At 68.4% G+C, this 25,151-nt stretch carries 20 protein-coding genes and 11 pseudogenes; 11 read left to right on the plus strand and 20 right to left on the minus strand.

Going from position 1 to position 25,151, the window contains the following annotated elements; genetic code table 11:
- Positions 1–74 precede the first annotated feature (74 nt).
- From ACHMWU_RS00295 to ACHMWU_RS00320, 6 genes and pseudogenes are all read right to left on the minus strand, one after another.
- Entirely contained in the window at positions 75–506 is a 432-nt protein-coding gene (locus tag ACHMWU_RS00295; protein WP_396041143.1) for a CBS domain-containing protein, read from the minus strand.
- A 61-nt stretch (positions 507–567) separates the two neighbouring features.
- Positions 568–1,465 (minus strand): annotated as a pseudogene (locus tag ACHMWU_RS00300) (inositol monophosphatase family protein).
- Positions 1,466–1,513: 48 nt separating this feature from the next.
- Positions 1,514–2,515: a ribosome small subunit-dependent GTPase A gene (gene rsgA, locus ACHMWU_RS00305; protein ID WP_396041145.1), complete on the minus strand. Its 1,002-nt coding sequence runs from the start codon at positions 2,513–2,515 to the stop codon at positions 1,514–1,516.
- 10 nt (positions 2,516–2,525) lie between these two features.
- Positions 2,526–3,803 carry a 3-phosphoshikimate 1-carboxyvinyltransferase gene (aroA, locus tag ACHMWU_RS00310; RefSeq protein ID WP_396041800.1) on the minus strand — a complete coding sequence of 426 codons (1,278 nt, stop codon included), beginning with the start codon at positions 3,801–3,803 and terminating at the stop codon, positions 2,526–2,528.
- Between the two features lie 249 nt (positions 3,804–4,052).
- A pseudogene (locus ACHMWU_RS00315) lies at positions 4,053–4,325 on the minus strand (DoxX family membrane protein); the annotation flags it as partial.
- 120 nt (positions 4,326–4,445) lie between these two features.
- Positions 4,446–6,029, minus strand: coding sequence for a sigma-70 family RNA polymerase sigma factor (locus ACHMWU_RS00320; RefSeq protein ID WP_396041146.1), 1,584 nt, complete (start codon positions 6,027–6,029; stop codon positions 4,446–4,448).
- A 245-nt stretch (positions 6,030–6,274) separates the two neighbouring features.
- Here ACHMWU_RS00320 and ACHMWU_RS00325 point away from each other — a divergent pair, with 245 nt between their 5' ends.
- The 6 genes from ACHMWU_RS00325 to rsrA all read left to right on the plus strand — a co-directional run bounded on the left by ACHMWU_RS00325 (position 6,275) and on the right by rsrA (position 8,631).
- Positions 6,275–6,619, plus strand: coding sequence for a hypothetical protein (locus tag ACHMWU_RS00325; RefSeq protein WP_396041147.1), 345 nt, complete (start codon positions 6,275–6,277; stop codon positions 6,617–6,619).
- 1 nt (position 6,620) lies between these two features.
- Positions 6,621–6,845 (plus strand): hypothetical protein, encoded by a 225-nt coding sequence (locus ACHMWU_RS00330; RefSeq protein ID WP_396041149.1) that lies wholly within the window; start codon positions 6,621–6,623, stop codon positions 6,843–6,845.
- Positions 6,846–6,897: 52 nt separating this feature from the next.
- Positions 6,898–7,389, plus strand: coding sequence for an SOS response-associated peptidase (locus ACHMWU_RS00335; protein ID WP_396041150.1), 492 nt, complete (start codon positions 6,898–6,900; stop codon positions 7,387–7,389).
- Positions 7,320–7,619, plus strand: a complete 300-nt coding sequence (locus ACHMWU_RS00340) for an SOS response-associated peptidase (RefSeq protein WP_396041151.1) — start codon at positions 7,320–7,322, stop codon at positions 7,617–7,619. Before ACHMWU_RS00335 ends, ACHMWU_RS00340 begins: the two co-directional genes overlap by 70 nt.
- A 119-nt stretch (positions 7,620–7,738) precedes the next feature.
- On the plus strand, positions 7,739–8,365 hold the full coding sequence (locus tag ACHMWU_RS00345; protein ID WP_396041801.1) for a sigma-70 family RNA polymerase sigma factor: 627 nt from the start codon (positions 7,739–7,741) through the stop codon (positions 8,363–8,365).
- A complete protein-coding gene (gene rsrA, locus ACHMWU_RS00350; protein WP_396041152.1) occupies positions 8,362–8,631 on the plus strand; it encodes a mycothiol system anti-sigma-R factor in 270 nt (89 codons plus the stop codon). Before ACHMWU_RS00345 ends, rsrA begins: the two co-directional genes overlap by 4 nt.
- A gap of 71 nt (positions 8,632–8,702) precedes the next feature.
- On the opposite strand, the gene ACHMWU_RS00355 is transcribed toward rsrA, so the two are convergent.
- From ACHMWU_RS00355 to ACHMWU_RS00395, 9 genes and pseudogenes are all read right to left on the minus strand, one after another.
- Positions 8,703–8,777: a 50S ribosomal protein bL37 gene (locus ACHMWU_RS00355; protein WP_369759046.1), complete on the minus strand. Its 75-nt coding sequence runs from the start codon at positions 8,775–8,777 to the stop codon at positions 8,703–8,705.
- Between the two features lie 26 nt (positions 8,778–8,803).
- Complete coding sequence (locus tag ACHMWU_RS00360; protein ID WP_396041153.1) at positions 8,804–9,175, minus strand: thioesterase family protein; 372 nt, start codon at positions 9,173–9,175, stop codon at positions 8,804–8,806.
- 19 nt (positions 9,176–9,194) lie between these two features.
- Positions 9,195–10,949, minus strand: coding sequence for an ABC transporter ATP-binding protein (locus tag ACHMWU_RS00365; RefSeq protein WP_396041155.1), 1,755 nt, complete (start codon positions 10,947–10,949; stop codon positions 9,195–9,197).
- Positions 10,946–11,926: an ATP-binding cassette domain-containing protein gene (locus ACHMWU_RS00370; RefSeq protein WP_396041156.1), complete on the minus strand. Its 981-nt coding sequence runs from the start codon at positions 11,924–11,926 to the stop codon at positions 10,946–10,948. The genes ACHMWU_RS00365 and ACHMWU_RS00370 overlap by 4 nt, the downstream gene beginning before the upstream one ends.
- 52 nt (positions 11,927–11,978) lie before the next feature.
- A pseudogene (locus ACHMWU_RS00375) lies at positions 11,979–12,530 on the minus strand (ABC transporter transmembrane domain-containing protein); the annotation flags it as partial.
- Positions 12,531–12,670: 140 nt separating this feature from the next.
- Positions 12,671–13,168: a thiamine pyrophosphate-dependent enzyme gene (locus ACHMWU_RS00380; protein ID WP_396041802.1), complete on the minus strand. Its 498-nt coding sequence runs from the start codon at positions 13,166–13,168 to the stop codon at positions 12,671–12,673.
- Positions 13,169–13,428: 260 nt separating this feature from the next.
- Positions 13,429–14,244 (minus strand): annotated as a pseudogene (locus tag ACHMWU_RS00385) (thiamine pyrophosphate-binding protein); the annotation flags it as partial.
- Positions 14,186–14,368: pseudogene (locus ACHMWU_RS00390) on the minus strand (hypothetical protein); the annotation flags it as partial. The pseudogenes ACHMWU_RS00390 and ACHMWU_RS00385, both read right to left, overlap by 59 nt.
- Positions 14,369–14,409: 41 nt before the next feature.
- Entirely contained in the window at positions 14,410–15,327 is a 918-nt protein-coding gene (locus tag ACHMWU_RS00395) for a DUF2785 domain-containing protein (protein ID WP_396041157.1), read from the minus strand.
- Between the two features lie 93 nt (positions 15,328–15,420).
- Between ACHMWU_RS00395 and ACHMWU_RS00400 the strand changes: the two are divergent.
- Together ACHMWU_RS00400 and ACHMWU_RS00405 are read left to right on the plus strand one after the other, a co-directional pair.
- Positions 15,421–15,746: pseudogene (locus ACHMWU_RS00400) on the plus strand (histidine kinase N-terminal domain-containing protein); the annotation flags it as partial.
- Between the two features lie 201 nt (positions 15,747–15,947).
- Positions 15,948–16,820 (plus strand): sensor histidine kinase, encoded by an 873-nt coding sequence (locus ACHMWU_RS00405; RefSeq protein WP_396041803.1) that lies wholly within the window; start codon positions 15,948–15,950, stop codon positions 16,818–16,820.
- Positions 16,821–16,926: 106 nt separating this feature from the next.
- On the opposite strand, the pseudogene ACHMWU_RS00410 reads toward ACHMWU_RS00405, so the two are convergent.
- Positions 16,927–17,177: pseudogene (locus tag ACHMWU_RS00410) on the minus strand (WhiB family transcriptional regulator).
- A gap of 160 nt (positions 17,178–17,337) precedes the next feature.
- Between ACHMWU_RS00410 and ACHMWU_RS00415 the strand changes: the two are divergent.
- The 3 genes and pseudogenes from ACHMWU_RS00415 to ACHMWU_RS00425 all read left to right on the plus strand — a co-directional run bounded on the left by ACHMWU_RS00415 (position 17,338) and on the right by ACHMWU_RS00425 (position 20,059).
- The gene (locus ACHMWU_RS00415) at positions 17,338–17,733 is read left to right on the plus strand and encodes a hypothetical protein (RefSeq protein ID WP_396041158.1); all 396 of its coding nucleotides are present in this window, start codon (positions 17,338–17,340) and stop codon (positions 17,731–17,733) included.
- Between the two features lie 129 nt (positions 17,734–17,862).
- Positions 17,863–19,062, plus strand: a pseudogene (locus ACHMWU_RS00420) (NADP-dependent malic enzyme).
- 29 nt (positions 19,063–19,091) lie between these two features.
- A pseudogene (locus tag ACHMWU_RS00425) lies at positions 19,092–20,059 on the plus strand (zinc-binding dehydrogenase).
- Positions 20,060–20,365: 306 nt separating this feature from the next.
- Here ACHMWU_RS00425 and ACHMWU_RS00430 read toward each other — a convergent pair.
- The 4 genes and pseudogenes from ACHMWU_RS00430 to ACHMWU_RS00445 all read right to left on the minus strand — a co-directional run bounded on the left by ACHMWU_RS00430 (position 20,366) and on the right by ACHMWU_RS00445 (position 25,115).
- A complete protein-coding gene (locus tag ACHMWU_RS00430) occupies positions 20,366–20,692 on the minus strand; it encodes an AAA family ATPase (protein WP_396041159.1) in 327 nt (108 codons plus the stop codon).
- Positions 20,689–21,090 (minus strand): AAA family ATPase, encoded by a 402-nt coding sequence (locus tag ACHMWU_RS00435; RefSeq protein WP_396041160.1) that lies wholly within the window; start codon positions 21,088–21,090, stop codon positions 20,689–20,691. The genes ACHMWU_RS00430 and ACHMWU_RS00435 overlap by 4 nt, the downstream gene beginning before the upstream one ends.
- 91 nt (positions 21,091–21,181) lie before the next feature.
- Positions 21,182–21,359: pseudogene (locus ACHMWU_RS00440) on the minus strand (DUF6104 family protein).
- Between the two features lie 3 nt (positions 21,360–21,362).
- A pseudogene (locus ACHMWU_RS00445) lies at positions 21,363–25,115 on the minus strand (multifunctional oxoglutarate decarboxylase/oxoglutarate dehydrogenase thiamine pyrophosphate-binding subunit/dihydrolipoyllysine-residue succinyltransferase subunit).
- Positions 25,116–25,151: the final 36 nt, after the last annotated feature.

Here is a 25,151-nt window from a genome sequence, read left to right on the forward strand (position 1 = left end):
CAAGCGTTGTCACGACCATATGAATCTGCCCACTGGAAACCGGCCATTGCGCACCACTCGCGGAGGTGGGTTGCCTAGCCGCCTGCGACGTAGTTGTTGAGCTGGTCGCGCTCGAACTCGAGCTGCTCCATGCGGTGCTTGACCGCGTCGCCGATGCTCAGCACGCCGACCAGCTGGCCGTCCTGCAGCACCGGCACGTGACGTACCCGCTGATCGGTCATCGTCGTCATGAGCGAGCTGAACGAGTCGTCAGGCGAGCACACCGAGACATCGGTCGTCATGATCTGCGAGACCGGGACGCTGAGCGCGTTGTCGATGCGTCGCAGCTTGCGGACGATGTCGCGCTCCGACACGATGCCGAGCATCGTGGTGCCGTCGTCGCTGACGACGAGCGCCCCGACGTTGTGCTCGGCGAGCATGTCCATCAGCGCGTCCACCGTTGCGTCGGGCGCAATCGTGTAGACCGTGCTGCTTCCCTTGGATGCCAGAACTTCGTTGACGCGCATGGTCAGACCCCACTCTCAGTGTCCTTGCACTGTAACGCGGGTCACATGCGTCAAGCGAGAGCTACAGGTCTTCGTCCGCCGGCTCGCGACCGAACGTCAACGAGCGGACGTTGCTCGGCTCTGCCTCGGGCTCGTCGGCCCACGACTCGTCGTGCGGTCCCTGGTCGGGGAAGTGGCCGACGTACGCCATGGCCGAGTCGTGCAGCCTCGTGTTGGTCGCCAAGGCATTGTCGCCCCACGGACCGGGTGCACCGGCCAGGCTCGTGAACGTGCCGCCGGCCTCCCGCACGACGATGTCGAGCGCTGCCATGTCCCACAGCTTGAGCTCGGGCTCTGCGGCGATGTCGACGGCTCCTTCGGCCAGCAGCATGTACGACCAGAAGTCGCCGTACGCGCGGGTGCGCCAGCAGCGACGCATCAGGGCCGCGAAGGCCTCTCCTCGGCCGATCACGTCCCAGCCGCCCAACGAGGCGTACGACAACGACGCGCTCTCGAGATCGGCGACCTGCGAGACCTTGATCTGGCGTGATGACATGAATGACTTGCCCGTGAAGGCGCCGGTGCCCTTGCTTGCCCACCAGCGGCGCCCGAGAGCCGGCGCGGAGACGCAGCCGGCGACGATCTCGCCGTCTTCTTCCAGAGCGATGAGAGTGGCCCAGACCGGGACGCCACGCACGAAGTTGGACGTGCCGTCGATCGGGTCGATGATCCAGGCGCCGCCCGCCGATGCCCTCGCCCTCGCCCTGCTCCTCACCGAGCACGATGTCGCGGGTGCGGGCTGACTTCAGGGTGCGCCGGATGGCGGCTTCAACAGCCTGGTCGGACTCGGTCACGTACGTCATGTCGGGCTTCGTGGCGACCTCGAGATCGATGGCGCCGAACCGGTCCATCGAGAGATTGTCGGCATTGTCAGCCAGCACGTGAGCGAGGCGCAAGTCGTCGTTGTACGAGTGAGCCATGGCGTCAGACTACGGCGTGTCGGGGGCGGGCCGACGTGCGGCGCTCCGTCAGTACTCGTCGAGCTGGTCGCGGCTGGCCAGGATGCGGCGGAACGACTCGACCCGCTCGGGCGCAAGGGTGCCAGCGGCGATCGCGATGTCGAGCGCGCACTCGGGCTCGGTCGCCGAGTGCAGGCAGCCTCGCGGGCAGTCGCGGGCCGCGTCCTGCAGATCGGGGAACGCCTTGATCAGGTTGTCGATCTCGACATGGGCCAGGCCGAACGACCGGATGCCGGGGGTGTCGATGATCCATCCGCCGAAGGGCAGCTCGAGGCTGATCGCCGACGTCGACGTGTGCCGACCGCGACCCGTGATCGCGTTGACGTAGCTGACCGACCGGTGCGCGTCGGGCACCAGGGCGTTGACGAGCGTCGACTTGCCGACGCCGCTGTGACCGACCAGGACGCTGGTCCGGTCGCGCAGGGCGTCGCGCACGGTGTCGAGGTCGCCGCCCTGTCGGGTCACCACGACACGGACCCCGAGCGGCGTCAGCATCGCGACCAGGTCGTCGGCCGAGCCCAGGTCGGACTTGGTCAGGCACACGAGCGGTTCCATGCCGGCGTCGAAGGCGGCGACGAGGCACCGGTCGATGAGCCCCGGACGTGGGGGCGGATCGGCCAGGGCCGCGACGATCACGAGCTGGTCGGCATTGGCCACGATGATCCGCTCGATCGGGTCGTCGTCGTCGGCGGTGCGCCGCAGCACCGTGCGGCGGGGGTGCACCTCGACGATGCGCGCCAGCGATCCGTCGTCACCGCTGACGTCGCCGACGACCTTGACCTCGTCGCCGACGATGACGCCCTTGCGGCCGAGGTTGCGTGACTTCATGGCCGTGATCGTGCGCCCGTCGCCAGAGCCGGTCGGAGAAGTGATCGTCACGGTGTAGCGACCGCGGTCGATCGTCACGACGCGTGCGGTGTCGGCCTCGTCGTAGTTGGGCCGGACCTTGGTGCGCGGCTTGGTGTGGCGCCGCGGGCGCTCGAACCGCGCGTGGTCGTCGTCGTTCCTCATGGCATCACGTTCATGACATCAGGCGTTCCCAGACCGGGGCGAAGTTGGGATAGGTCTTGACCGTCGTGGCGACGTTCTCGACGTACGTGTCGGGGATGCGCAGTGCCAGCACGACGCCGGCGTGGGCCATGCGGTGGTCGTCATAGGTGTGGAACGTCTCGGCGTGCAGCGGGCGGGGTCGGATCAGCAGGCCGTCGTCGAGCTCTTCTGCATCGCCGCCGAACCGGTTGATCTCGGCGACGAGTGCGGCCAGCCGGTCTGTCTCGTGACCGCGCAGGTGCGCGACGCCGGTCAGCCGCGACGGGGTCGTCGCGAGCGCCGCCATCGCAGCCACGACGGGGGTCAGCTCGCCAACGTCGTGCAGGTCGAGCTCGACACCACGCAGCTCGGTTCCGGCGGAGAAGACCAGGTCGGTGCCGTCCTCGACGACGGTGCCACCGAAGGCAGGCACGATCTCGCGCCACGCGTCACCAGCCTGGTCGGTCTGCTGGGGCCAGCTGCGGATCCGCACGCTGCCGCCGGTGACCAAGGCTCCGGCGATGAAGACGCCGGCATTGGACAGGTCGGGCTCGATCTCGACGTCGAGCGCGCTGACGGTGCCGGGATGCACGATCCACCGGCCGGGCTCGTCGGTGTCTACCTGGACGCCGCGGCGTCGCAGCTCGGCGACCGTCATCTCGATGTGCGGCATCGAGGGCAGCGAGGCACCGACGTGACGCAGGTCGAGGCCCTTGTCGAAGTGGGCACCGACCAGCAGCAGCGCCGAGATGAACTGGCTGGACGACGACGAGTCGATCTCGATGGGCCCGCCGGCGACCTGTCCGGTGCCGTGCACCGTGAATGGCAGCGAACCGCGTCCGTCGTCGTCGACCTGGACGCCCAGGCTCCGCAGGGTCGCGATCGTGGTCGCCATGGGACGCACGCGCGCATGCTCGTCGCCGTCGAACGTCACGGGTGCGCTGCCGAGGGCTGCGAGCAGGGGCACGAAACGCATGACGGTGCCGGCCAGGCCGCAGTCGACCGTGACCGGGGCCGTGCCGCTCGTCGTCGGCGGGGTCACGGTCCACGTCATCGCGTCGCGGTCGATCGTGGCGCCCAGCGCGGTCAGCGCCGCTGCCATGAGCTGGGTGTCACGAGATCCGAGCGGTCGGGTCAGGACCGACGGCGCATCGCCCAGCGCGGCGAGGATCAGGGTCCGGTTGGTCAGCGACTTGGAGCCGGGTACCAGGACGTCGCCGGTGAACGGTGTGTCGCGGTAGGGCGCGAGCCAGGGGAGCGGGGCAGTCATCGCGTCCAGCCTATCGCCCCAGCGCGGCGGGGGATCTAGCTGACGCAGGTGCTCGATCTGGTCGGCGACCGACGAGGCGGCGCCGGTGACCTTGTCCTTGGCACGACGACCGATGAACTTCTTGTGCGGCTCAGGATCGAGGGTGGCCATCAGCAGCCCGCCGGTCATCGAGAGGTTCTTGAGGAAGTGGATGCGCTGGTTGGCGCGCGCTGCCGGGTCGGTCTCGTTCCAGTAGGCGTGGCCAGCCACCGTGGTCGCCGGCATCGTGGAGGCCAGGACGAACGAGGCGATGCGGGGAAGGTGACCTGTCGCGAGGGCGACACCGCCGACCAGCTGGACCGCGCCGTTGAGGCGGGTCAGGTTGGCGCCGGTCACCGGAAGGTCGGGTGCGACCTTCTTGAGCAGGTCTGCGGTCGGCTGCGCCTTGGCGGCGCGGGGGCCGGGCGACTTGAGCGCCGTGGCGCCGCCGACGATGAACATGGATGCCAGCAGGGGACGGGCGACGGTTCGCAACAAGGTCATGAGTCAATTCATACCCGACGGGGGCGCCGAGGCAAGTCGTGATCGCCTATCCGACGTACTGATAGGGCGGTGACTGGAACGACACGCTGTCGTTGCCGGGGTGCGGGTCGTCGGTCGCGGTCACCGTGATGCTGCCGGCTGGCAGGAGTCCTCGGGCCTTCGCGATGAACGTCGTGCCGTGGCCTGCCGGAAGCGTCGTGGTGCAGACCAGCTCTGAGAGACGCTCGTTGCGGGTCGCCGAGCCGCAGTCCCAGCCGCCGCTGGCCACGCCCCGGAACGTGACTCGCTGGGTGAACCGCATCGTGACGGTGACGGCTTGATCGACCGGACGACCGGCGTTGGCGGCCGTGATCGGGACGGTGAAGCGACGCTGCAAGAAGGTGTCGTCCGACGTGATCGCGGGCGCTGTGACTCCGTAGTCGGTCGGTGTGACGGCGGGTTCGGGCGGCTCTGACGGGGTGGGGGTCGGCGTCGGTCGGCCGGGCGGAGCGGGACTCGACGGGGGAGCCCCGGTCTTCGGGGTGCCGGTAGGCATGGCGGCGGCAGGAGCGGAGGGCGTCGTGGTGCCCGGCGCGACGGCGCCGAAGGGATGCCAGGTGTCGGGGTGGTGGGCACCGAGGAGGTGCGAGGTGCCCGAGGGGCGGCCGCCTCGTCGACGACTGGCGAGGAGCCGCTCGGGTCGGTGGACGCCGGAGTGTCGGCAGGGCCCGCCGCGGTCACGGACGTCCGCTGCCCGGCGGTGTTGAAGTCGGTTGTGACGGCGATCGTCCCGGCGGCCGCGACGCTGGTCACGACCGCAGCAGCGACCACTCCCTGGACCGCCGAGCCGGACACCGACGCGCTCAGCGTCTTGACCGGCGCGGCCAAGAGCTTGAGCCCGACGGCCGCCGAGCTGGCGCCCGCACCGGCAGCCGCGTAGCCGGCGAACGCCGGCCCCAGCAGCGCCGGACCGATCAGGCCGGACAGGTTGCCGTTGACTTCCACGAGCTCGAGGTGCAGTCCTGCGCACCGGCTGCAGTCCTCGAGGTGCAGGTCGACCTTCTTCGCGTCACGCTTCGACAGGCCGTCACGGACGTACGCACCGAGCAGCCCGGTCGTCGTGCGGCACTCGCCGCGAAGCGCGGGTGCCAGGTGCTGCTGCAGGTAGGCCTGACGCAGTCCCTCGCGTGCTCGATAGGCCAGCGCAGAGACGCTGTTGGGGCTCATGCCGAGCAACGGTGCGATGTCGGCGGGCCTGTTTCCCTCGACGTCGAGGTGCCACAGGACGAGCTGCCAGCGTTCGGGCAGGGCCGCGAAGGCTGCGGCCGCAGCACTCTGCTCGAAGTGCATCTCGGCCGGGTCGACGAACTCGACCTCTCGGTCGAGCTCGGACTCGTCGCCGGTCGGCCTGGTCCGTTGCTCGGCCCGCAGGCGGTCGACGTGGAGCCGCCGGATCGCAGTCAGCAGGTAGGCGCGGAAGAACTCGTCGGGGCCCTTGCCGTTCTGCAACGTCGCCAGGACCCGGATGAACGACTCGGCGACCAGGTCGTCGGCATCAGGTCCCCGGACCAGCTGGCGGGCGAGGCGCATCGCGGCCTCGCGATGACGGTCGAACAGGGTGCCGTACGCCTGTGTGTCGCCGGAGCGCACGGCATCGATGAGCTCGACGTCGGTGGCCCCGCCGCCCTCATCGAGACGTTCGGAGCCGCTGAGTAGTTCTGACACGTGTGTTCCTCCACCGCAGTCAACGATCTGCCGCCGATACAGTCACGTCCAGGCCCCGGATTTTAGCCACATAATCTTTTCCGAAACCGCGTCATGTGCGGTGGTTGACCACGTCTCATCCATGTCCGATCACGCGGTGTTCGATGAAGGAAGGGGTGCGAGTGTTCGACTCGGGTTTGAACGAAGCACTCCTACGCGATGCCGTCCGCGACGGCCGATCGGATGTGGTCGACGTTGCACACGAGGTGGGAGCGAGTGCAGCGCAGCTGGGCGTTCCGCTCCACGAGGTCCTGGACCACGTGGAGCGGGCCTACGCCCCGAACGAGCCAGCCGCCGCAGCGACCCGCGCGGCAGCCGTGGCCTGGGCCGAACGGGCGTTGATCCACCACGCGGACATCGCGTGCGAAGATCCGCTGACGTCGTTGGCGACCGTGCCGTACGTCCGAACCCGTCTGGCCGAGATCTACCGTGGCGCCGAGAGCGTCGGTCGTCGTGCCACCGACTCCAGCGCGCTGGTCGTGGTCGAGCTTCCCGCGGCTGTTGCAGGGTCACGAGCTCGAGGTGTCGTTGCGGGCGCTCGAGATCGCTGACGTGTTCCGTCTCGTCTACACCGGAGACGAGACGATCGCGCAGCTGTCGAGCCGACGGTTCGCGGCTCTGGTCGGACGCGAGCGCACCGACGAGGTCACGATGAGCCTGCTGCGGCTGCTGGTCGAGAAGGCCACGCAGGACACGCAACACGTCCGGATCTGGGTCGAGCACCTGCCGGCTTCCGAGGATGGCATCGCGCATGTCCTCGCGACCCTGTCCGAGTAGCCCCGTGCCAGTAGCCCCGTGCGAGTAGCAGTGCCTGTGGCACGCTTGCTGCATGTGCGGACGGTACGCAACCACCCAGACCGCGGCGACCCTCAACCAGGCGTTCGAGGTCGACCTGGCACGGGCGACTGTCGAGCTCGAGCCTGACTACAACGTCGCCCCGACCAAGCTGGCCCCCGTCGTCATCGGTCGACGCAGCGACGACGGTCCGGCAGTGCAGCGCGAGCTGCTGACCGCGCGGTGGGGCCTGATCCCCAGCTGGGCCAAGGACCCGTCGATCGGCAGCCGGATGATCAACGCCCGTACTGAGACCGTGGCCGAGAAACCGTCGTTCAAGAACGCCTTTGCCAAGCGACGGGCACTGGTGCCAGCCGACGGCTACTACGAGTGGTACACCGCCCAGCTGCAGCCGGGGAGAAGAAGGCCAAGAAGCAGCCGTTCTACATCACGCCCAAGGACGAGTCGATCCTCGCGATGGCCGGCCTGTACGAGTTCTGGAAGGACCGCGAGGCCGATGAGTGGATCGTCAGCTTCACGATCCTGACGACGTCAGCCGAGGATGCGCTGGGACACGTCCACGACCGGATGCCGCTGTTCCTGCCGCCCGATGCGTTCGGCGCCTGGCTCGACCCGTCCCCGCGGCCGACCGACGAGCTGCTCGACCTGCTAATCCCGGCGGCGCCCGGTCGGTTGGATGCCTTCGCGGTCTCGACCGCCGTCAACAACGTGCGCAACAACGGTCCCGAGCTGATCGAGCCTCTCCCAGCGGAATAGCGCGGCGCGATGGGTCGTTGTACTGAGCAGGAGGTCAGATGACGAACAATGCCGCGTGCCTGGAGCCGACGATCACGCCACTGCGCCAACGTCCACAGCCGGGAGTAGGGTGGGACGCAATGACAGCGACGCCCGACATCCCCGAAGTCCCTGACGAGCGGGAGACCGAGACCTCGGAGCAGCGACAGGCTCGCTTCGAGGCCGACGCGCTGCCGTTCCTCGACCAGCTCTACTCGGCGGCACTGCGCATGACGCGCAATCCGCATGATGCCGAAGATCTCGTGCAGGAGACGTTCTCCAAGGCGTTCACCGCCTTCCACCAGTTCCGGCCCGGCACGAACCTCAAGGCGTGGCTCTACCGCATCTTGACCAACACCTACATCAACTCGTACCGCAAGAAGCAGCGTCAGCCGCAGCAGGTCACCGACGAGATCGAGGACTGGCAGATCGCGCGGGCTGAGTCGCACGGCTCGTCCGGTCTGAAGTCCGCCGAGATGGAGGCGCTCGAGCACCTGCCTGACAGCGACGTCAAGGACGCGCTGCAGGCCCTCCCTGAAGACTTCCGCATGGCGGTCTACCTCGCCGACGTCGAGGGCTTTCCCTACAAGGAGATCGCCGAGATCATGGAGACGCCGATCGGTACCGTCATGTCCCGGTTGCACCGTGGTCGCCGGCTGCTGCGCGAGATGCTGGCCGACTACGCGCGCGATCGCGGCATGGTCGTGACGGGGGTGGGTGAGAAATGAACCCGTGCGAAGGACCCGACTGCGAGCAGGCACTGGAAAATCTCTACCTGTTCATCGATCAGGAGATCGACACCGCCAGCTGCGCTGAGATCGAGAGTCACATCAGCGAGTGCACTCCGTGCCTGAGCGAGTACGAGCTCGAGCGGGTCGTGAAGTCGCTCGTGTCGCGTTCGTGCTCCGAGGTGGCGCCTGAGCCGTTGCGGGCCAAGGTGCTGATGTCGATCCGCACGGTGCAGATCCAGATCACCGAGACCAAGCTGCGCTAGCAGCGCGCACGCGCACGACAAAGCCCCCGTCCATGAGGATGGGGGCTTTGTTCTTGCTTGGTGCGTTCAGCTCACGCGTTGGGGCGCTTGCCGTGGTTTGCGCCCTTCTTCTTGCGTGCACGACGCTTACGTCCGGTCTTGCCCATGGTGTTCCTCCTCAGAAGTCGTCGCCTCAGTCTCCCACAGGCGTGATGCGCGACAGAAATCGCTCCCGGTCTACGACGACTCGACGCACTTCGCCGTTCGCCAGGAGGGTGCCGGCGGCGTCGTGGGCGACGACCTGGAACCGGAGGAGTCGGCCGTCTTCGTAGACGACAGTTGCCGTCGCCGTGACGACGGCGCCGACCGGGCTCGCAGCGAGGTGCTCGATCTCGACCCGGGTGCCCACGCTGGTCTGCTCAGGTGGCAGGTCAAGTGCCGCGCACGTGGCTTGTTCGCACCAGGCCAGCACCCGCGGAGTCCCCAGGACGTCCAGATCGCCTGATCCGAGGGCCCGGGCAGTGTCCGCAGGGGTGACGGTGTGGGTGATGCTCGCCGACGTCATCTGGCCACCCTAGCGTCGGTCAGGACGACCAGGCCTGCCACAAGGTGGCGTAGCGCGAGCCCGCAGCGACGAGGGCGTCATGGGTTCCGTGCTCGACGATGCGGCCCTCGTGCATGACGATGATGCGGTCGGCGGTCTGGGCCTGCGTCAGGCGGTGGGCGACGAGCAGCGACATCCGGTTCTCGGTCACGGCAAGGGCCGCCTGCTCCAGGTCGCGTGCGCCGGCCGAGCCGGCCTCTGCGGTCGCTTCGTCGAGGACGACGAGCAGCGGGTCGAGCAGCACGACCCGGGCGAGGGCGAGCTGCTGCGCCTGCGACGGGGTGAGCGTCGTGCCCAGCTCGCCGACCCGGGTGTCGAGGCCGTCCGGCAACGCTCGAGCCCACCGCTGCGAGCCCGTGACCTCGAGGGCGGCCCACAGGCTGTCGTCGTCGGCATCTCCAGCTGCGAGCAGGAGGTTCTCGCGCAGCGTCCCGGCGAAGACGTGCACCTCTTGCGAGACGAGCGCGATGTGCCGTCGGATGTCGGCCTCGTGCGCGGTCGACACGTCGAGCTGGCCGAGTCGGACGGTTCCGCCGGTTGGCGAGATAGCCCCGGCGATGATGCCGCCGAGAGTCGTCTTTCCGGCGCCTGTGGCCCCGACGACGGCAACCCGCTCGCCGGGCCTGATCTCCAGGTGGACGTCGGCGAGCACCTCCCGGCCGGACTCGTACGCATGGTGCACGTCGGCCAGGTGCAGGTGGGCGGCATCACCCGGATGCTGATGGGTCCTGACCGGTGCCGGGATCAACGCCACCCCGGCCAGCCGTGCGAGGGCAGCGCCGCTCGACTGGACTGCGTCGAAGACGAACAACAGCGCGCCGATCGGGTTGAACAGCCGATGGAAGAACAGCGCCGCAGTCGTCGCTTCGCCCACCGACACGATGTCGGACCGGACGAGCAGGAACCCCGACGTCAGCACGAGGGCGAGACCGACGAGCTCGGAGCTGTTCATCCGAGAGCCGAAACGGGTGTAGAGCTTGAACACCGACATCGCGATCTCGAGGGCATGACGGGACGTGCTGTGGATCTGACCGAGCGCCTCGTGCTCACGTCCGAACGCCCGCAGGGTCGGCGCCCCGTGCACCCCGTTGACCAGCGCTTCGGCGCGTGCGCCTTGGGCGGTGCGCTCGTCGCGGTAGTACGGCGCAGAGCGCGGCAGGTACCAGCGCAGGGCCAGGACGTAGCTGGGCGCCGCGGCGAGCCCGGCCAGGCCGAGACGCCAGTCGAGGGCGAACAGCCCGCCGGCGGTGAAGATGATCGCGGCGAGCGAGTTGATCAGCAGCGGAACGGCCTCGTCGAGGGACTCGGTCAGGTGGCGGACGTCGTCGCCGACGCGCGAGACGACGTCGCCGATGCCGGCGGCCTCGATCCGTTGGGTCTCGAGGTGCAGCGCGCGGTCGAGCACGTCCTCGCGCAGGCTTGCGAGAGCAGGGGCGGCCGCATGGGCGAGGGCCGTCGTGGACAGGGTCGCGAACAGTCCGCCGAGCAGGGCGGAGGCCACCATGATGATGACGTAGCGCTGGACGTCACCGCTGCTGGCATCGTCACGGACGGCGTCGATGACGCGGCCGATCATCCAGACCGGCACGACGCCGGCGAGGCCGACGGCGAGGAAGGACGTGATCGTCAGGGCGAGGCTTGCCTTGCGGGCGGCGACGAGTCGCCATGCGAGCCGGGCGGTGTCGCGGGCCGAGGCGACGGGCAGGAGGTCGTGCTGGGCCGAGGGCGAGCTCATCGCAGGACCGCCCCTCGGTACACCGGGTCGGTCATGAGATCGGCATGGGTGCCGCTGCTCACGAGGCGGCCCGACTGGATGAAGAGCACCCGGTCGGCACGTTGCAGCAGGGCGGGGCTCGACGTGATGAGGATCGTTGCGCCGACCGGCTTGCGGGCTGTGTGCAGGCCATCGGCGATCGCCTGCTCGGTGACGGAGTCGACGGCACTGGTGGGATCTTGCAGCACCAGGACGGGCTTGTGCGCGGCGAGTGCTCTGGCGAGGGCCAGTCGTTGGCGCTGCCCGCCGGACAGGCTGAGCCCACCGGGCCGCACCGCCCGTTCGAGTCCTTCGGGATGCAGTGCGACGACGTCGTCGGCGGCTGAGGCGGCGAGAACGGCGGCCAGGTCGTCGTCACCGAGCGTCGCGTCGGGATCGACGATGTTCCGCAGCGTCCCGGCGAACAGCTCGGTGTGATGGGCATTGACCAGGACGAACGTCTGGCGCGCCGCGATCGAGATGTCATCGAGTCGGACGTCGCCGAGCAGCACCTGCCCGTGATCGGCGGTGCGGTTGCCGGAGAGCAGGTTGACCACGGTGTCGGAGACGGCGGGATCGTCGATCACGAGGGCGAGCAGCTCGCCGTCGACGGTCTCGAAGCTGAGCGGTCCGAGGGGGCCTGCGAGCACCTGCTCGAAGGCGATCTGCGGACGCGTCTCGGTCGGCGTCCGGTCGCCGTCGGTGAGGAGCCGCGGGGTGTGCAGGAACGTGACGATGCGTGCAGCCGAGGCGCGGGAAGCGGCGAACTGGGCGCTGATCTCACCGAGGCCCGCAATGGGCTCGGCCAGAAACTGTGTCAGGCCCACCAGGGCGATGAGCTGGCCGACCGTGATGCCGCCGTCGAGGGCGCGGGTGCCAGCGACCAAGGCCACGGCGGCCAGCAGCAGGCCGCTGAGCCCGGTCGTGAGCCCGGCGAGATAGCCCCATGAACGTGCCACGGCGATCGTGTCGTCCCGCGCTCGTGTGCTGGCGCGCCGATAGCCTGCGCAGGGCGATGTCCTCACCGCCGATGCCCTTCAGTGGCCGAAGTCCTTGGACGAGGTCGCCGGCCAGTCCGCTGGCAGCGGCGGTGCTCTCCTGCTGGCGGGTCGTGCGCCGGGCGACCAACGGCGTCACGACCTGGATGATCAGGACGACGGCAGGAACGCCGAGCAGGATCAGCAGCCCGAGCACGACGTCGACCTGCAGCACGTAGACGGCGACGGCCAGCATGCTGAGCAGTGCGGCGGTCGCAAAGGCGAGCTGACGCAGCACGACGGCGACGAGGTCGGCGTCGGACGTCGCGAGCGAGAGGGTCTCGCCCGACAACGTCGTGGTCTTGGCACCGCGGGGATCGAGGACGTGCTCGGCGATCTCGCTGCGCAGCAGGTGTGCTTCTTCCTGCACGCTCCTGACGACGAAGCGGCTGCCGTAGCGGTACGAGTTGCTCAAGACGGCGAAGAGCGCCGCGAGCAGCAGCAGCGACAGCCCGAAGCTGCTGACATCGCCGGTGGCCACGCCCCGGTCGATGATCACGCCGATCACGACCGGGACGAGGGTCTCGGCACAGCTGCCACAGGATGATCAACGGATAACCACAGGCGAGGCGGCGCTGGTGTCGCCGCAGCGCCCGTCCGATCAGCCCCGATCCGGTCGTCGGAAGCTCGATGGTCGGTCACCGGATAAGGGTACCCTCACCAGCCTCAGATGCCGGTCGTGGCTCGGGGGTAGGCGGCGTTGACGTCGGTCATGATGTTGACGAGGTACGGGATGCCCGACGCGAAGGCACGGTCGATCGCCGGACCGATGTCCTTCGGATCGGTGACCAGCTCGCCGCCACCGCCCAGGGCCGTCACGACCTGGTCGTAACGGGTCTGCGGAGCCAGGTCAGCGGCGACGTCGTAGCCGTACAGCCACTGCATGGGGCCCTTCTCGAGGCCCCAGGCGGAGTTGTTGCCGACGATCATGACGACCGGCAGGTTGTGCCGCACCAGGGTGTCGACGTCCATCAACGACATGCCCGCCGCGCCGTCGCCGTACAGCAGGACGACCTGGCTCGACGGTCGGGCGATCCGCGCGGCGATCGCGGCGCCGAGCCCGGCGCCGAGGCAGCCGTACGGACCGGGATCGAGCCATCCGCCGGGACGCTTCGGCTCGACGAACTTGCCGGCGAACGAGACGAAGTCGCCACCGTCGCCGATGACGACCGCGTCGTCGGCGAGGCGAGGGAGCGGTCGCCGTAGATGCGGGCGGGGTGGATCGGATCGGCCTCAGCGGTCAGCAGCTCGCTGTCGCGGGCCGTCGCGGCAGCGACCTCGTCCTGCAGCGACGACAGCCAGGGCGACCAGTCGGGCCTGGCACCGGGGGTCGTCTGCAGCGCAGACAGGATCCCGGCGAAGACGGCCGTCAGGTCTCCGCTGGCCGAGCCGGCGAGCTCGGCATGCCCCGAGAGCTGGTCGGGGGAGTCGGCCAGGTGGACGGTCCGGGCCGGGGTGGTGCCGTCCTTCCCGCCGAACACTCCGTAGCCGAGGCGGAAGTCGAGCGGCGTGCCGACGACGATCACGAGATCGGCGCGGTTGAACGACGTCGACCTGGCCTTGGTGACGAGCTGGGGGTGCCCGCCCGGGACGATCCCACGGCCCATGCCGTTGGAGATCACCGGCACACCGGTCTCGGTGACGAAGTGCAGGGCGGCGACCTCGGCGCTGTCGGCCCAGACATCGGTGCCCAGCACGAGCACGGGCCGTTCTGAGCCGGCGAGCAGCTCGGCGACGTGCCGCAGCGCGTCACCGTCCGGCTCGAGGGGATCGGCAGGACGCCCGGTCGAGGCGTAGGTCGAGGCCCCGCTGTTGAAGAACTCGTCCATGGGGATGTCGACGAACGTAGGTCCGCGGTGCGACGAGCCCGCCAGCGTGAACGCCGCGTCGACGGTCGGCGCGATGTCGGCGAGCTGGCTCGCGGTCGTCGAGGACTTCGTGATCGACTCGAACACCGGCGGGTGGTCGAACTCCTGGAGGCTTCCGGTGCCCCAGCGGTTGTTCGGGGCACGCCCGCCGATCACGACGAGCGGGGAGCCGGAGAAGCTCGCCTGGGCAACCGGGCTGACGCCGTTCGTGACGCCCGGCCCCGCAGTCAGGACGGCCAGGCCCGGCTTGCGGGTGCAGCTTGCCGATCGCCTCGGCGGCGAACACTGCGGTGGGCTCGTGACGTACGTCGATGATCGGCATGGCCGGCTCGGCCTTGACCGCGGCGTCGTACATCGGGAAGACGTGCGCACCGGACAGGGTGAACATCGATTCCACGCCGTGGGCGCGAGCGACGTCGAAGGCGTGGATGCCGCCATGGGTGGGGGCCGGCGAGGTCCCCTCCGGCGTGGTCGGTTCAGATGTGTTCTGCGTCATGTGACGCAGGTTACCCGGCAGTAGGTCACCGCGCAGGGGAGTCAGGCCAACGGACGCGCGCGTGTCGTCGGACGGTAGAGCCACGGCTGTTCGGCCCGGATCTGGTCGAGCACCGCCAGCAGCAGGTCAGCCCGGTGGGCCGGCTGCTCGGCAAACAGCGCCGCATCGGCCCGCAGGTCGTCGCGACCCTGCACCCCGAGTGCCAGCTGCAGGTGCAGGGCACGCAGGAACGACGACGTGTTGCGGACGTTGGGCGACGGCCACTCGGCCTCAAGGTGCCCGCGCGTGCGCGGCGGCTTGATGCCGGCGCCCAGCCGGACCAGCCAGGGCTCGACGAGCCCTGGATCGAGCTCGTTGCGGTGCAGCAACGTCATGACGGCGTAGGCGAGCCGATCGTCCTCGCCGTGCCGCCAGATGTACGCCGTCGGCGCGAGCACCCGGTCGGCGATGACGTCGAGCAGCACCGTCAGCTCGAGCGGGCCGAAGTGGCGTGAGCGGGCAAGGGCGGCGAGCAGATCGGCGCCGTGGGCGATCGCATTCGCCCAGCCGACCTCGGGGATCCATCCGCGATGATCCTGCTCCCGCACGTACCAGGCCGTGGCGCGGTCACCCCAGTCGAGCACCGAGGCCGAGGTCATGAGGTGCTCGTTGTTGTCGCGGCCGATGATCTCGGCCAGCATCAGCGCGCTGTACGAGCGGCGCAGCACCGATACGTCGCCGTCGTGGCCGAGGCCATGTCGCAGGCCCGGAGCGATGCCGTCGCCAAGGCCTGACAGCAGCTGGTCGTACACGCCGCGGGTGATCCAGGTCGTCAGCAGGGGATAGGCGAGGTCTTCGCGGACGCGGGGATTCGGCGCGCCCAGCATCTCGACGAGCTCGACCGTGCACTCGTCGAGTCCGCGATGCGCCGGGAGCTGCATCCCGTTCTGCATGACCGACTGCCAGTACGCTTCAGACACTCAGCCATCGTGTCACGCAGAGGCCACTAGTCTGAAGGTGTGCCCTCCTTGGATGACATCGCACGTTCGCAGACCTCGCTGGACTCCGTCGACGTGGCCTGGCTCCACGCGCTGGTAGCCGACTGGCAGATCATCGCCGACCTGTCGTTCTCCGATCTCGTCCTGTGGGTGCCGATGCAGAGTCCAAGGGTCTGTGGGCGGCCGCCCAGATCCGGCCGACGACAGGCCCGACCACGCTCCTGGAGGACATCGCCGGCACGTTCATGCCCGCGGGCCGCGTCGAGCAGCTCGAGAACGCGTTCGCGACGGGCGAGTCGGGGCCCGAACGTCTGGGCGAGCAGCCCGACGGGACGCGCACCCGCTACACCGTCGTCCCCGTCCGGCGGGAGGGACGCACGATCGCGGTGGTCTCGCGGCGCAGCGCCGAGACAGGGGTACGCACCGTCAGCACGTTGGAGAACGCCTACTTCGAGGCCGCCGGTGAGCTCTCCGAGATGATCCGCCGTGGCGAGTTCCCGCTGCCCGGCGACCGTTCCGACCTGGCGGACTCGTTGCGCGTAGGAGACGGGTTCGTCCGGACCGACGCCCGGGGCGTGGTGCGGTACGCGAGCCCCAACGCGATGTCGGCCTACCGGCGGCTGGGACTCGTCGGCGACCTGGTCGGGACGCCGTTGGGCGATGTGACGACTGGGCTCGTCGACCGTCGGCCTACCGACCGCAGCGTCCGGGGGGTGCTCCGCGGCGACGGCGACAGCGAGACCGAGATCGAGAACGCCAAGGCCTCGCTGCTCCTGCGCATCATCCCGCTGCGGTCGGCTGGCCGGCGCAGCGGTGCGCTGATCTTGTTGCGTGACGTCACCGAGCTGCGGCTGCGCGAGCGCGAGCTCGTCTCGAAGGAGGCGACGATCCGCGAGATCCACCACCGGGTCAAGAACAACCTGCAGACCGTCGCGGCGCTGCTGCGCTTGCAGGGGCGCCGCATGGAGAATCCCGAGGCGCGCGCGGCGCTGGAGGAGGCCGTCCGGCGGGTCGGATCGATCGCGCTGGTGCACGAGACGTTGAGCCAGTCCTTCACCGACTTCGTCGACTTCGACGAGATCGCCGACCGGCTGTTGCGGACCGTGCTCGACGTCTCGGGCGGACCTGCTGCCGCCAACCGGATCCAGCCAGATCGCTTCGGCAGCTTCGGCATGCTGCCCGGAGAGGTCGCGACGCCATTGGCGATGGTGCTCACCGAGCTGATCCAGAACGCCGCCGAGCATGCGTACGGCGAGGAAGGCGGCACGCTGTCGATGGCCGTCAACCGGATCCGCGATCGCATCCGGCTGCGCGTCAGCGACGAAGGGGTGGGCCTGCCCGACGACTTCGACCCCGCCGCAAGCCTGGGACTGTCGATCGTGACGACCCTCGTCGAAGGAGAGCTCGGCGGAACGTTGGAGTTCGAGCGGCGCACCGGCGGCGGCACCACGGTGGCGATCACGCTGTCGGTCTGACCAGGTGCTGGCAGAAACACCGGCCGGAGGCAGAAACACCGGTCGGAGGCAGAAACAAAGAACCCCGCGGCCAGGGGCCACGGGGTTCACCGATACGTGCGTACGTTCAGGCAGTACGAATACGTGCCCGAGCATTGCGACGCTTCAGCGTACGACGTTCGTCTTCGCTCAAGCCTCCCCACACACCATGATCCTGTCCGGATTCCAGAGCCCACTGAAGGCACTGCTCGCGGACATCACAGCGGCGGCATACGACCTTGGCCTCTTCGATCTGCAAGATGGCAGGACCCGTGTTGCCGATGGGGAAGAAGAGCCAGGGTCCTCGTCAAGACATGCCGACTTGTGGCGCCAGTCCATGTGGGGACACTCCTTCCCGTTCGGTGTTGCGCCCTCGAACAAGTCTGTTTGACCTGCTCTGGGGCATTGGTTTCCATGCTTTCAACATTTGACATTGTTTACAAGGGCAACGAGCCACCGCGAATTGTCGTATCGGTCACATGGCACCTACGCTGGCGCGGTGACGTCTCTCGGACGGCCGTCTGGAACGGCCAAGACCCTGCTCATCGTGGCCGCCGCAATCGTTTCGCTCGAGGCGCTGACCTTCGCCGTGCTGGCCGTCCTCGAGCTGGTCAACGTGACCTCCGGCCGGGTCGGTTTCGGCATCGGCGTGACGCTGTTCTTCCTCGTGTTCTCCGCCGGTCTGTTCTGGGCTGCGTGGCACGTGGCCCGGGGTGACTCGCGGGCTCGAAGCCCGCTCGTCTTCGCCCAGCTGATCGGCCTCGGCCTGGCCTGGAACTTCAAGGCAGATTCCGTGGCGATCGCGTTGGCCGTCGCCGTTCCGGCAGCAGTGGCGCTGGCGTGCTTGTTGGCTCCTCCGGTGACCCGGGCACTGAGCGACGAAGATCCTGTGTGAGACACTGAGAGCCGGGCACAACCCGTTACTCCCGCTTCGAGCGGGTCAGCATGATGCGGCTGAGCCGCGCCGGCAACCGGATCGGTGCCGATGACCACCAACGGAAACGTCCCCGAGGATCTCACCTTCATGGTTGCCACTGATATTGACCTGCACACCGACTCAGCAGACGCTGAGGATCCTGTCTTCGCGCTGCACCGCGGCGGGAAGATGGCCATTGCCGCGACCGTCCCCTTGCGTGACGCGGACGACCTCTCGATGTCGTACACCCCCGGCGTTGCCCGGGTGTGCGAGGCGATCGCGGCCGATCCCGAAGCAGCCCACGACTACACCTGGGTCTCCAACACGGTCGCCGTGATCACCGACGGCACCGCAGTGCTGGGCCTCGGTGACATCGGCCCGGCCGCCTCGATGCCCGTCATGGAGGGCAAGGCGATCCTGTTCAAGCAGTTCGGCGGCGTCGACGCGATCCCGGTCGCGCTGGCCACGACCGATGTCGACGAGATCGTCGAGACGATCGTCCGCATGGCCCCGACCTTCGGCGGCGTCAACCTCGAGGACATCTCGAGCCCCCGCTGCTTCGAGATCGAGCGCCAGCTCATCGAACGCCTCGACATCCCGGTCTTCCACGACGACCAGCACGGCACGGCTGTTGTGACCTTGGCGGCGCTCATCAACGCAGCGCGGCTGACCGACCGCGGCTCGACGACCTCAAGGTCGTCATCTCCGGAGCCGGAGCAGCCGGCGTGGCGATCATGAAGATCCTGCGCACGGCAGGCGTCCGCAAGATCGCGATCGTCGACCGCACCGGCGTCATCCATCCTGACCGCGAGAACCTCGACGAGCTGAAGACCTGGCTCGCCGAGCAGACTGCCGACTGGGCGCGTCCCGGTTCGATCTCCGACGCGCTGGTCGGCGCCGACGTGTTCATCGGTGTCTCCGGCGGCACGGTGCCAGAAGAGGCCGTGGCGCAGATGGCGCCTGACGCGATCGTCTTCGCGATGGCCAACCCCCATCCTGAGGTGCATCCCGACGTCGCACACAGAGTACGCCCGCGTCGTGGCCACCGGACGTTCGGACTTCCCCAACCAGATCAACAACGTGCTGGTCTTCCCAGGAATCTTCCGCGGCGCGCTCGACGTCCGGGCGACGCGCATCTCCGAGGGCATGAAGCTGGCTGCGGCCAACGCGATCGCCGACCTGGTCGGCGAGGACGTCAGCGAGACGTACGTCATCCCGTCGCCGTTCGACCCGCGCGTGGCCACGGCCGTCGCACGGGCCGTGACCGACACCGCGCGTCGCGAGGGCCTGGCCCGTCGTCCGTACTGACCTGCTCTGACTGACCTCTGAGGAGTCACATGTTTGCCGTCTACGCCGGATCGTTCAGCTCGACAGATCCACTCGACTCGCTCGTCGTGGGAGAGCGGCCCGACCCGGTCGTCCCCGACGGCTGGACGACCGTCACGGTCAAGGCCGCGTCGATCAACCACCACGACGTGTGGAGCCTGCGCGGTGTCGGTCTGCGCGAGGAGGCCCTGCCGATGATCCTCGGCTGCGATGCGGCCGGATACGACGAGGACGGCAACGAGGTTCTCGTGCACGCAGTGATCAGCGATCCGGCGTGGCGAGGCGACGAGACCCTCGACCCCCGACGGTCGCTGCTGTCGGAGCGTCACCAGGGGACGTTTGCCGAGAAGGTCGCCGTCCCCACCCGCAACGTCATCGCGAAGCCGGCCGGTCTGTCGTTCGCCGAGGCCGCCTGCCTGCCGACCGCGTGGTTGACGGCCTACCGGATGCTGTTCACGCAGTCGGGCCTCCATCCCGGCGACAGCGTGCTGGTGCAGGGCGCCGGAGGCGGCGTCGCGACGGCGCTCATCACCTTGGCCCGAGGCGCCGGTTTCAGGGTCTACGCGACGAGCCGCGACGAGGACAAGCGCGCCAAGGCGCTCGAGATCGGTGCCCACGAGGTCTTCGAGTCGGGAGAGCGCCTGCCCGTCAAGGTCGACGCGGTGATGGAGACCGTCGGGGCTGCGACGTGGTCGCACTCGATCAAGTCGATGCGCCCGGGCGGGACGCTCGTGATCTCGGGTGCCACCTCGGGCGATGCACCGAGCCACGCCGGCTGACCCGCATCTTCTTCCAGCAGATGAAGGTGCACGGATCGACGATGGGAACCCGCGACGAGCTGCACGCGCTGGCGCAGTTCATGGACGTCACCGGCACCAGGCCGCTGATCGACCGGGAGATCCCGATGGACCAGGCAGCGTCGGGTCTGCAGTCGGTCATCGACGGCAGCGTCTTCGGCAAGATCGTCCTGACGCTCTGACCTGGCCGCCCGTGGCGCGGTGGTTTATCAACCTCATTCGGCCGTTCGACGGTGGGTCGGTGGATCGTCAACCTCATAGGTCGATCTGCCCCGTGGCGCGGTGGTTTATCAACCTCATTCGGCCGTTCGACGGTGGGGCGGTGGATCGTCAACCTCATAGGTCGATCTGCCCCGTGGCGCGGTGGTTTATCAACCTCATTCGGCCGTTTGAGGTTGATAAACCACCGTCCCAGGGGGATGAGGTTGCGGATCCACCGTCCCAGGGGGGGTGAGGTTGCGGATCCACCGCCACGGCGCGCGCGGGCGTCAGTCGGCCAGGGTGTGCCGTAGATAGCGGCCCGGGGCGTCGAGGTAGGCCTTCCAGTGCCTGACGAGCTCGAGGTCGTCCCAGGCCGTCTCACGAACGCCCCAGTCGCCGACCTCGAGGATGTGGGCGCCGGGCATCGAGGCCAAGATCGGGGAGTGGGTCGCGCACAGCACCTGACCGCCTTCGGCCACGACGTCGTGCAGCACCCGGATCAGGGTCAGCGTCGACCGGAACGACAGCGCTGCCTCGGGCTCGTCGAGGCAGTAGAAGCTCGACGAGTCGAACTTGCGCTTGAGCACCTCGAGGAATGACTCCCCGTGGCTCATGCGGTGATAGTCGGGCTCACCAGGGGCCCGATGATCATCCATGTAGGAGTACCAGCCGTGCATCGTCTCGGCTCGCAGGAAGAACCCCCACCGGCCGGTGCCGATGCCGCGCTGGAGCCGCAGGCTCTGGTGCAGCGACGACTCGCTCGCACGGGTCGTGTGCTGGCCGTGCGCCTGCCGCCCTCGGGGGAGAGGCCGTAGGCGATCGCCACGGCCTCGACCAGCGTCGACTTGCCCGATCCGTTCTCGCCGACCAAGAAGGTCACGCCAGGAGGCAGGTCGAGCCCGTCGGTCATGACCTGGTCGACGGCAGGAATCGTGAACGGCCACGTCGACCGGTCCCAGTCGGCATGAGGATCGCGGGAGACCCGGACGACGGGCGGTTGGTCGAAGTTCACGCTGCCACCTTGTCACCTGAGCATGACAAAACCCGGCGGGCCACCACGCAAGGTGACGCCACCGGGTCTTGATCATCGGGCGCGGGCGCCCTCAGTCTTCTTCGTCGTCGAGCCGGGCCAACCAGGTCGCGAGCCGTTCGACCGGAATCTCAAAATCGGGATTCAGGTCGACGAACGTGCTGAGCTGCTCCGCGAGCCAGGCAAAGGTGACCTCTTCGTCACCTCGCCGGCTCTGGAGCTCCCTCGATACCGCGATCAGTGAAGTACATGGCTCAGCTGAATGCCTGCTGCATCAGCGTCGCCTGCTCCTCGACGTGACGGCTGTGCGAGCCGACAGACGGCGCCGACGACTCCGGTCGCGAGACCCGGACCAGAGGCAGTCCGTCGAACTCGCCGCTGAAGTGCAGCGCGACGTGCGGCCACGGGCCCTGGTTGGCGGGCTCGTCCTGCACCCAACGGACCTCGCGGGCGTTGGTGTCTGGCGATCTCGGCGTTGAGCTCGGCGACCGGACGGGGGTAGATCTGCTCGACCCGGACGATCGCGGTCCGCGACTGTCCGGCTTCGCGCTTCTCCCGCTCGGCCATGAGGTCCCAGGTGATCCGTCCGGAGCAGACGAGCACGCGCTCGACCGAAGCCGGATCGGCTCCGCCGTCTCCGTACGCTGCGTCGCCGATGACCGGGCGGAACGTGCCGCTCGTGAAGTCGTCGGGCTGCGATGCGGCGGCCTTGCTGCGGAGCATCGACTTCGGGGTGAAGACGATGAGCGGGCGGTGCTCACTCTCCAGCGCCTGGCGACGCAGCAGGTGGAAGTACGACGCGGGAGACGACGGCTGGGCCACCGTCATCGCGTCATCTGCACACAGCTCGAGGAACCGCTCGATACGAGCCGACGAGTGATCGGGGCCCTGGCCTTCGTAGCCGTGCGGCAGCAGCAGCACGACGCCGGACTTCTGGCCCCACTTGGTCTCGCCCGAGGAGATGTACTCGTCGATGACCGACTGGGCGCCGTTGACGAAGTCGCCGAACTGAGCCTCCCACAGGGTCAACGCCTCGGGGCGGGCCACCGAGTAGCCGTACTCGAAGCCGAGCGCGGCGTACTCGCTGAGCAGCGAGTCGTAGATGTAGAACGTCGACTGCTCGTCGCCCACGTGGGACAGCGGAGTCCACTCGCTCGCGTTGTTGCGGTCGATGATCGTCGCGAAGCGGGACGAGAACGTGCCGCGACGCGAGTCCTGACCGGCCATGCGTACTGGACGTCCGTCGAGCAGCAGCGAGCCGAGGGCCAGGATCTCGCCCGTGCCCCAGTCGATCGGGCCGGCGGAGATGGACTGCGCGCGGCGCTGCAGCTGCGGAAGCACCTTGGGATGGACCGTGAAACCGTCGGGCACGTTGGTGTACGCGTCGGCGACGGCCTTCATGGCCTCGGGGCTGATCGCCGTGACGAGGGTGTCAGCGGCAATCGGCTTCTCGGGGTAGTCAGGCGTGCGGCTGTAGTCGAGGTCGGTGTCGGCCCGCTTGACCTCGGCGAAGTTGCGCTCGAGCTGTGCCTGGTAGTCGCTCAGGGCGGCCTCGGCCTCTTCGAGCGTGATGTCGCCACGTCCGACCAGGGCCTCGGTGTAAAGCTTGCGCACCGACTTCTTGGCGTTGATCGTGTCGTACATCAGGGGCTGGGTGAAGCTGGGGTCGTCGCCCTCGTTGTGACCGCGACGGCGGTAGCAGACGAGGTCGATCACGACGTCCTTGTGGAACGTGCGGCGGTACTCGTACGCCAGCTGTGCCACGCGGATGCAGGCCTCGGGATCGTCGCCGTTGACGTGGAACACCGGTGCCTGGATCATGCGGGCGACATCGGTGCAGTACGTCGACGAGCGCGAGGACGACGGCGAGGTCGTGAAGCCGACCTGGTTGTTGACGATCAGGTGGATCGTGCCGCCGGTTCGGTAGCCGCGCAGCTGCGACAGGTTGAGCGTCTCGGCCACGACACCCTGGCCGGCGAAGGCCGCGTCACCGTGCACGAGGACCGGCAGGACCGGGAACTCCTCGCCGCGATTGAGGCGGTCCTGCTTGGCGCGGGTGATGCCTTCGAGGACCGGGTCGACGACCTCGAGGTGCGACGGGTTGGCCGCGATCGAGACCTTGACCTTGTCGCCGTTGCCTGAGGTGAACTCGCCCTCGACGCCGAGGTGGTACTTGACGTCGCCGGAGCCCTGGACGGTGCGGGGGTCGATGTTGCCCTCGAACTCGCGGAACACCTGGCTCGGACGCTTGCCGGCGATGTTGACCAGTGCATTGAGGCGGCCACGGTGGGCCATGCCGATGCAGACCTCTTCGAGCTTGTCGGCGGCGGCTGCCTCACAGATCTCGTCGAGGAACGGGATCGTGGTCTCGCCACCTTCGAGGCTGAACCGCTTCTGACCGACGAACTTGGTCTGCAGGAACGTCTCGAAGGCTTCGGCCTGGTTCAGCTTCTGCAGGATGCGCCAGCTGCTCCTCGCGCGGCGGCTTGGTGTGCGGACGCTCGATGCGCTCCTGGAACCACTCACGCTCGGTGGGCGACTGGATGTGCATGTACTCGACGCCGATCGTGCGGGCGTACGAGTCGCGCAGGATCCCGAGGATCTCGCGCAGCTGCATGAACCGCTTCTCGCTCTTGAACGAGCCGGTCGCGAACTCGCGATCGAGGTCCCACAGGGTGAGGCCGTGCGAGGCGGTGTCGAGGTCGGGGTGCATGCGCGGCGACGCGTCGAGCGGGTTGGTGTCGGCCATGAGGTGGCCGCGCACCCGGAACGCGTGGATCAGCTCGAGGACGCGTGCCTGCTTGTGCACCTCGTCGTCGTGGCTGACCGGGATGTCCCGAGCCCAACGGATCGGCTCGTACGGGATCTTGAGCGCGCGGAAGATCTCGTCGTAGAAGTCGTCCTCGCCGAGCAGCAGCGCGTGGATCCGCTTGAGGAACTCGCCGGACTGCGCGCCCTGGATTACCCGGTGGTCGTAGGTCGACGTGAGGGTCATCATCTTGGAGATGGCCATCTGGGCGAGGGTGTGCTCGGACGCGCCCTGGAACTCGGGCGGGTACTCCATCGAGCCGACGCCGATGATGACGCCCTGGCCCTGCATCAGACGCGGGATGGAGTGGTTGGTGCCGATGCCGCCGGGGTTGGTCAGGCTGACCGTGGTGCCCTGGAAGTCGGCGACCGTGAGCTTGTTGTCACGCGCCTTGGCGACCATGGTCTCGTCAGGCGGCCCAGAACTGGGCGAACGTCATGGTCTCGGCGGCCTTGATCGACGGCACGAGGAGTGTGCGCGAGCCGTCGGGCTTCTTCAGGTCGATCGCCAGGCCGAAGTTGACGTGCTCGGGCTTGAGCTGGTTGGGCTTGCCGTCGACGACCTCGAAGCCCGTGTTCATCTCGGGCATGGCCTTGAGCGCCTTGACGATGGCCCAGCCGATGAGGTGGGTGAACGAGACCTTGCCGCCTCGTGCCCGCGCCAGGTGGTTGTTGATCACGATGCGCTGGTCGAACAGCAGCTTGACCGGGACCGAGCGGACGCTCGTCGCGGTCGGGACGGCCAGCGAGGCATCCATGTTGGCGACGGTGCGCGAGGCAGCGCCCCGCAGGACGACCTTCTGGACCTCGCCGGGTCCGGCGGGAGCCGCGTCGGCGGCCGGCTTGGCTGCGGCCGGCTTGGCGGCAGCGGCAGCGGGCTTGGCCTCGGCGGGAGCGGCGGCCGGCTTGGCTGCTGCTGGCTTGGCCTCGGCCGGGGCAGGGGCCTTGGCGGCGGGCGCCTCGGCCTTCTGCTGCGGAGCCGCGGGCTTGTCGGCGACTGGCTTCGCGGCTGAGGTGGCCGCAGGCGCAGCGCTGCCGTTCAGCGAAGCTCCGTCACCAGTCGTGAAGAACGTGACCCACGTCGCATCAACGGACGCAGGGTCCGCCTTGAAGCGGTCGTACATCTCTTCTACGAGCCACTGGTTCGTGCCGAAATCAGGAGTTGAATGGTCTTGTGAGGACTCGGCCACAGCCTCGATCGCCTCTTCCAATTGTGTGCTGGCGCGCGGGTAAAA

It is taken from the genome of Aeromicrobium sp. UC242_57 (assembly GCF_044452305.1).
Taxonomy (GTDB): domain Bacteria; phylum Actinomycetota; class Actinomycetes; order Propionibacteriales; family Nocardioidaceae; genus Aeromicrobium.

What these genes read in the sequence shown, in the direction of transcription:
- ACHMWU_RS00295 (WP_396041143.1), bottom strand. Translation starts at nt 506, where the DNA reads ATGCGCGTCAACGAAGTTCTGGCATCCAAGGGAAGCAGCACGGTCTAC.
- rsgA (WP_396041145.1), bottom strand. Translation starts at nt 2,515, where the DNA reads ATGAGGAACGACGACGACCACGCGCGGTTCGAGCGCCCGCGGCGCCAC.
- aroA (WP_396041800.1), bottom strand. Translation starts at nt 3,803, where the DNA reads ATGACTGCCCCGCTCCCCTGGCTCGCGCCCTACCGCGACACACCGTTC.
- ACHMWU_RS00335 (WP_396041150.1), top strand. Translation starts at nt 6,898, where the DNA reads ATGTGCGGACGGTACGCAACCACCCAGACCGCGGCGACCCTCAACCAG.
- ACHMWU_RS00340 (WP_396041151.1), top strand. Translation starts at nt 7,320, where the DNA reads ATGGCCGGCCTGTACGAGTTCTGGAAGGACCGCGAGGCCGATGAGTGG.
- ACHMWU_RS00345 (WP_396041801.1), top strand. Translation starts at nt 7,739, where the DNA reads ATGACAGCGACGCCCGACATCCCCGAAGTCCCTGACGAGCGGGAGACC.
- rsrA (WP_396041152.1), top strand. Translation starts at nt 8,362, where the DNA reads ATGAACCCGTGCGAAGGACCCGACTGCGAGCAGGCACTGGAAAATCTC.
- ACHMWU_RS00360 (WP_396041153.1), bottom strand. Translation starts at nt 9,175, where the DNA reads ATGACGTCGGCGAGCATCACCCACACCGTCACCCCTGCGGACACTGCC.
- ACHMWU_RS00365 (WP_396041155.1), bottom strand. Translation starts at nt 10,949, where the DNA reads ATGAGCTCGCCCTCGGCCCAGCACGACCTCCTGCCCGTCGCCTCGGCC.
- ACHMWU_RS00405 (WP_396041803.1), top strand. Translation starts at nt 15,948, where the DNA reads ATGTCGGCCTACCGGCGGCTGGGACTCGTCGGCGACCTGGTCGGGACG.
- ACHMWU_RS00430 (WP_396041159.1), bottom strand. Translation starts at nt 20,692, where the DNA reads ATGAGCCACGGGGAGTCATTCCTCGAGGTGCTCAAGCGCAAGTTCGAC.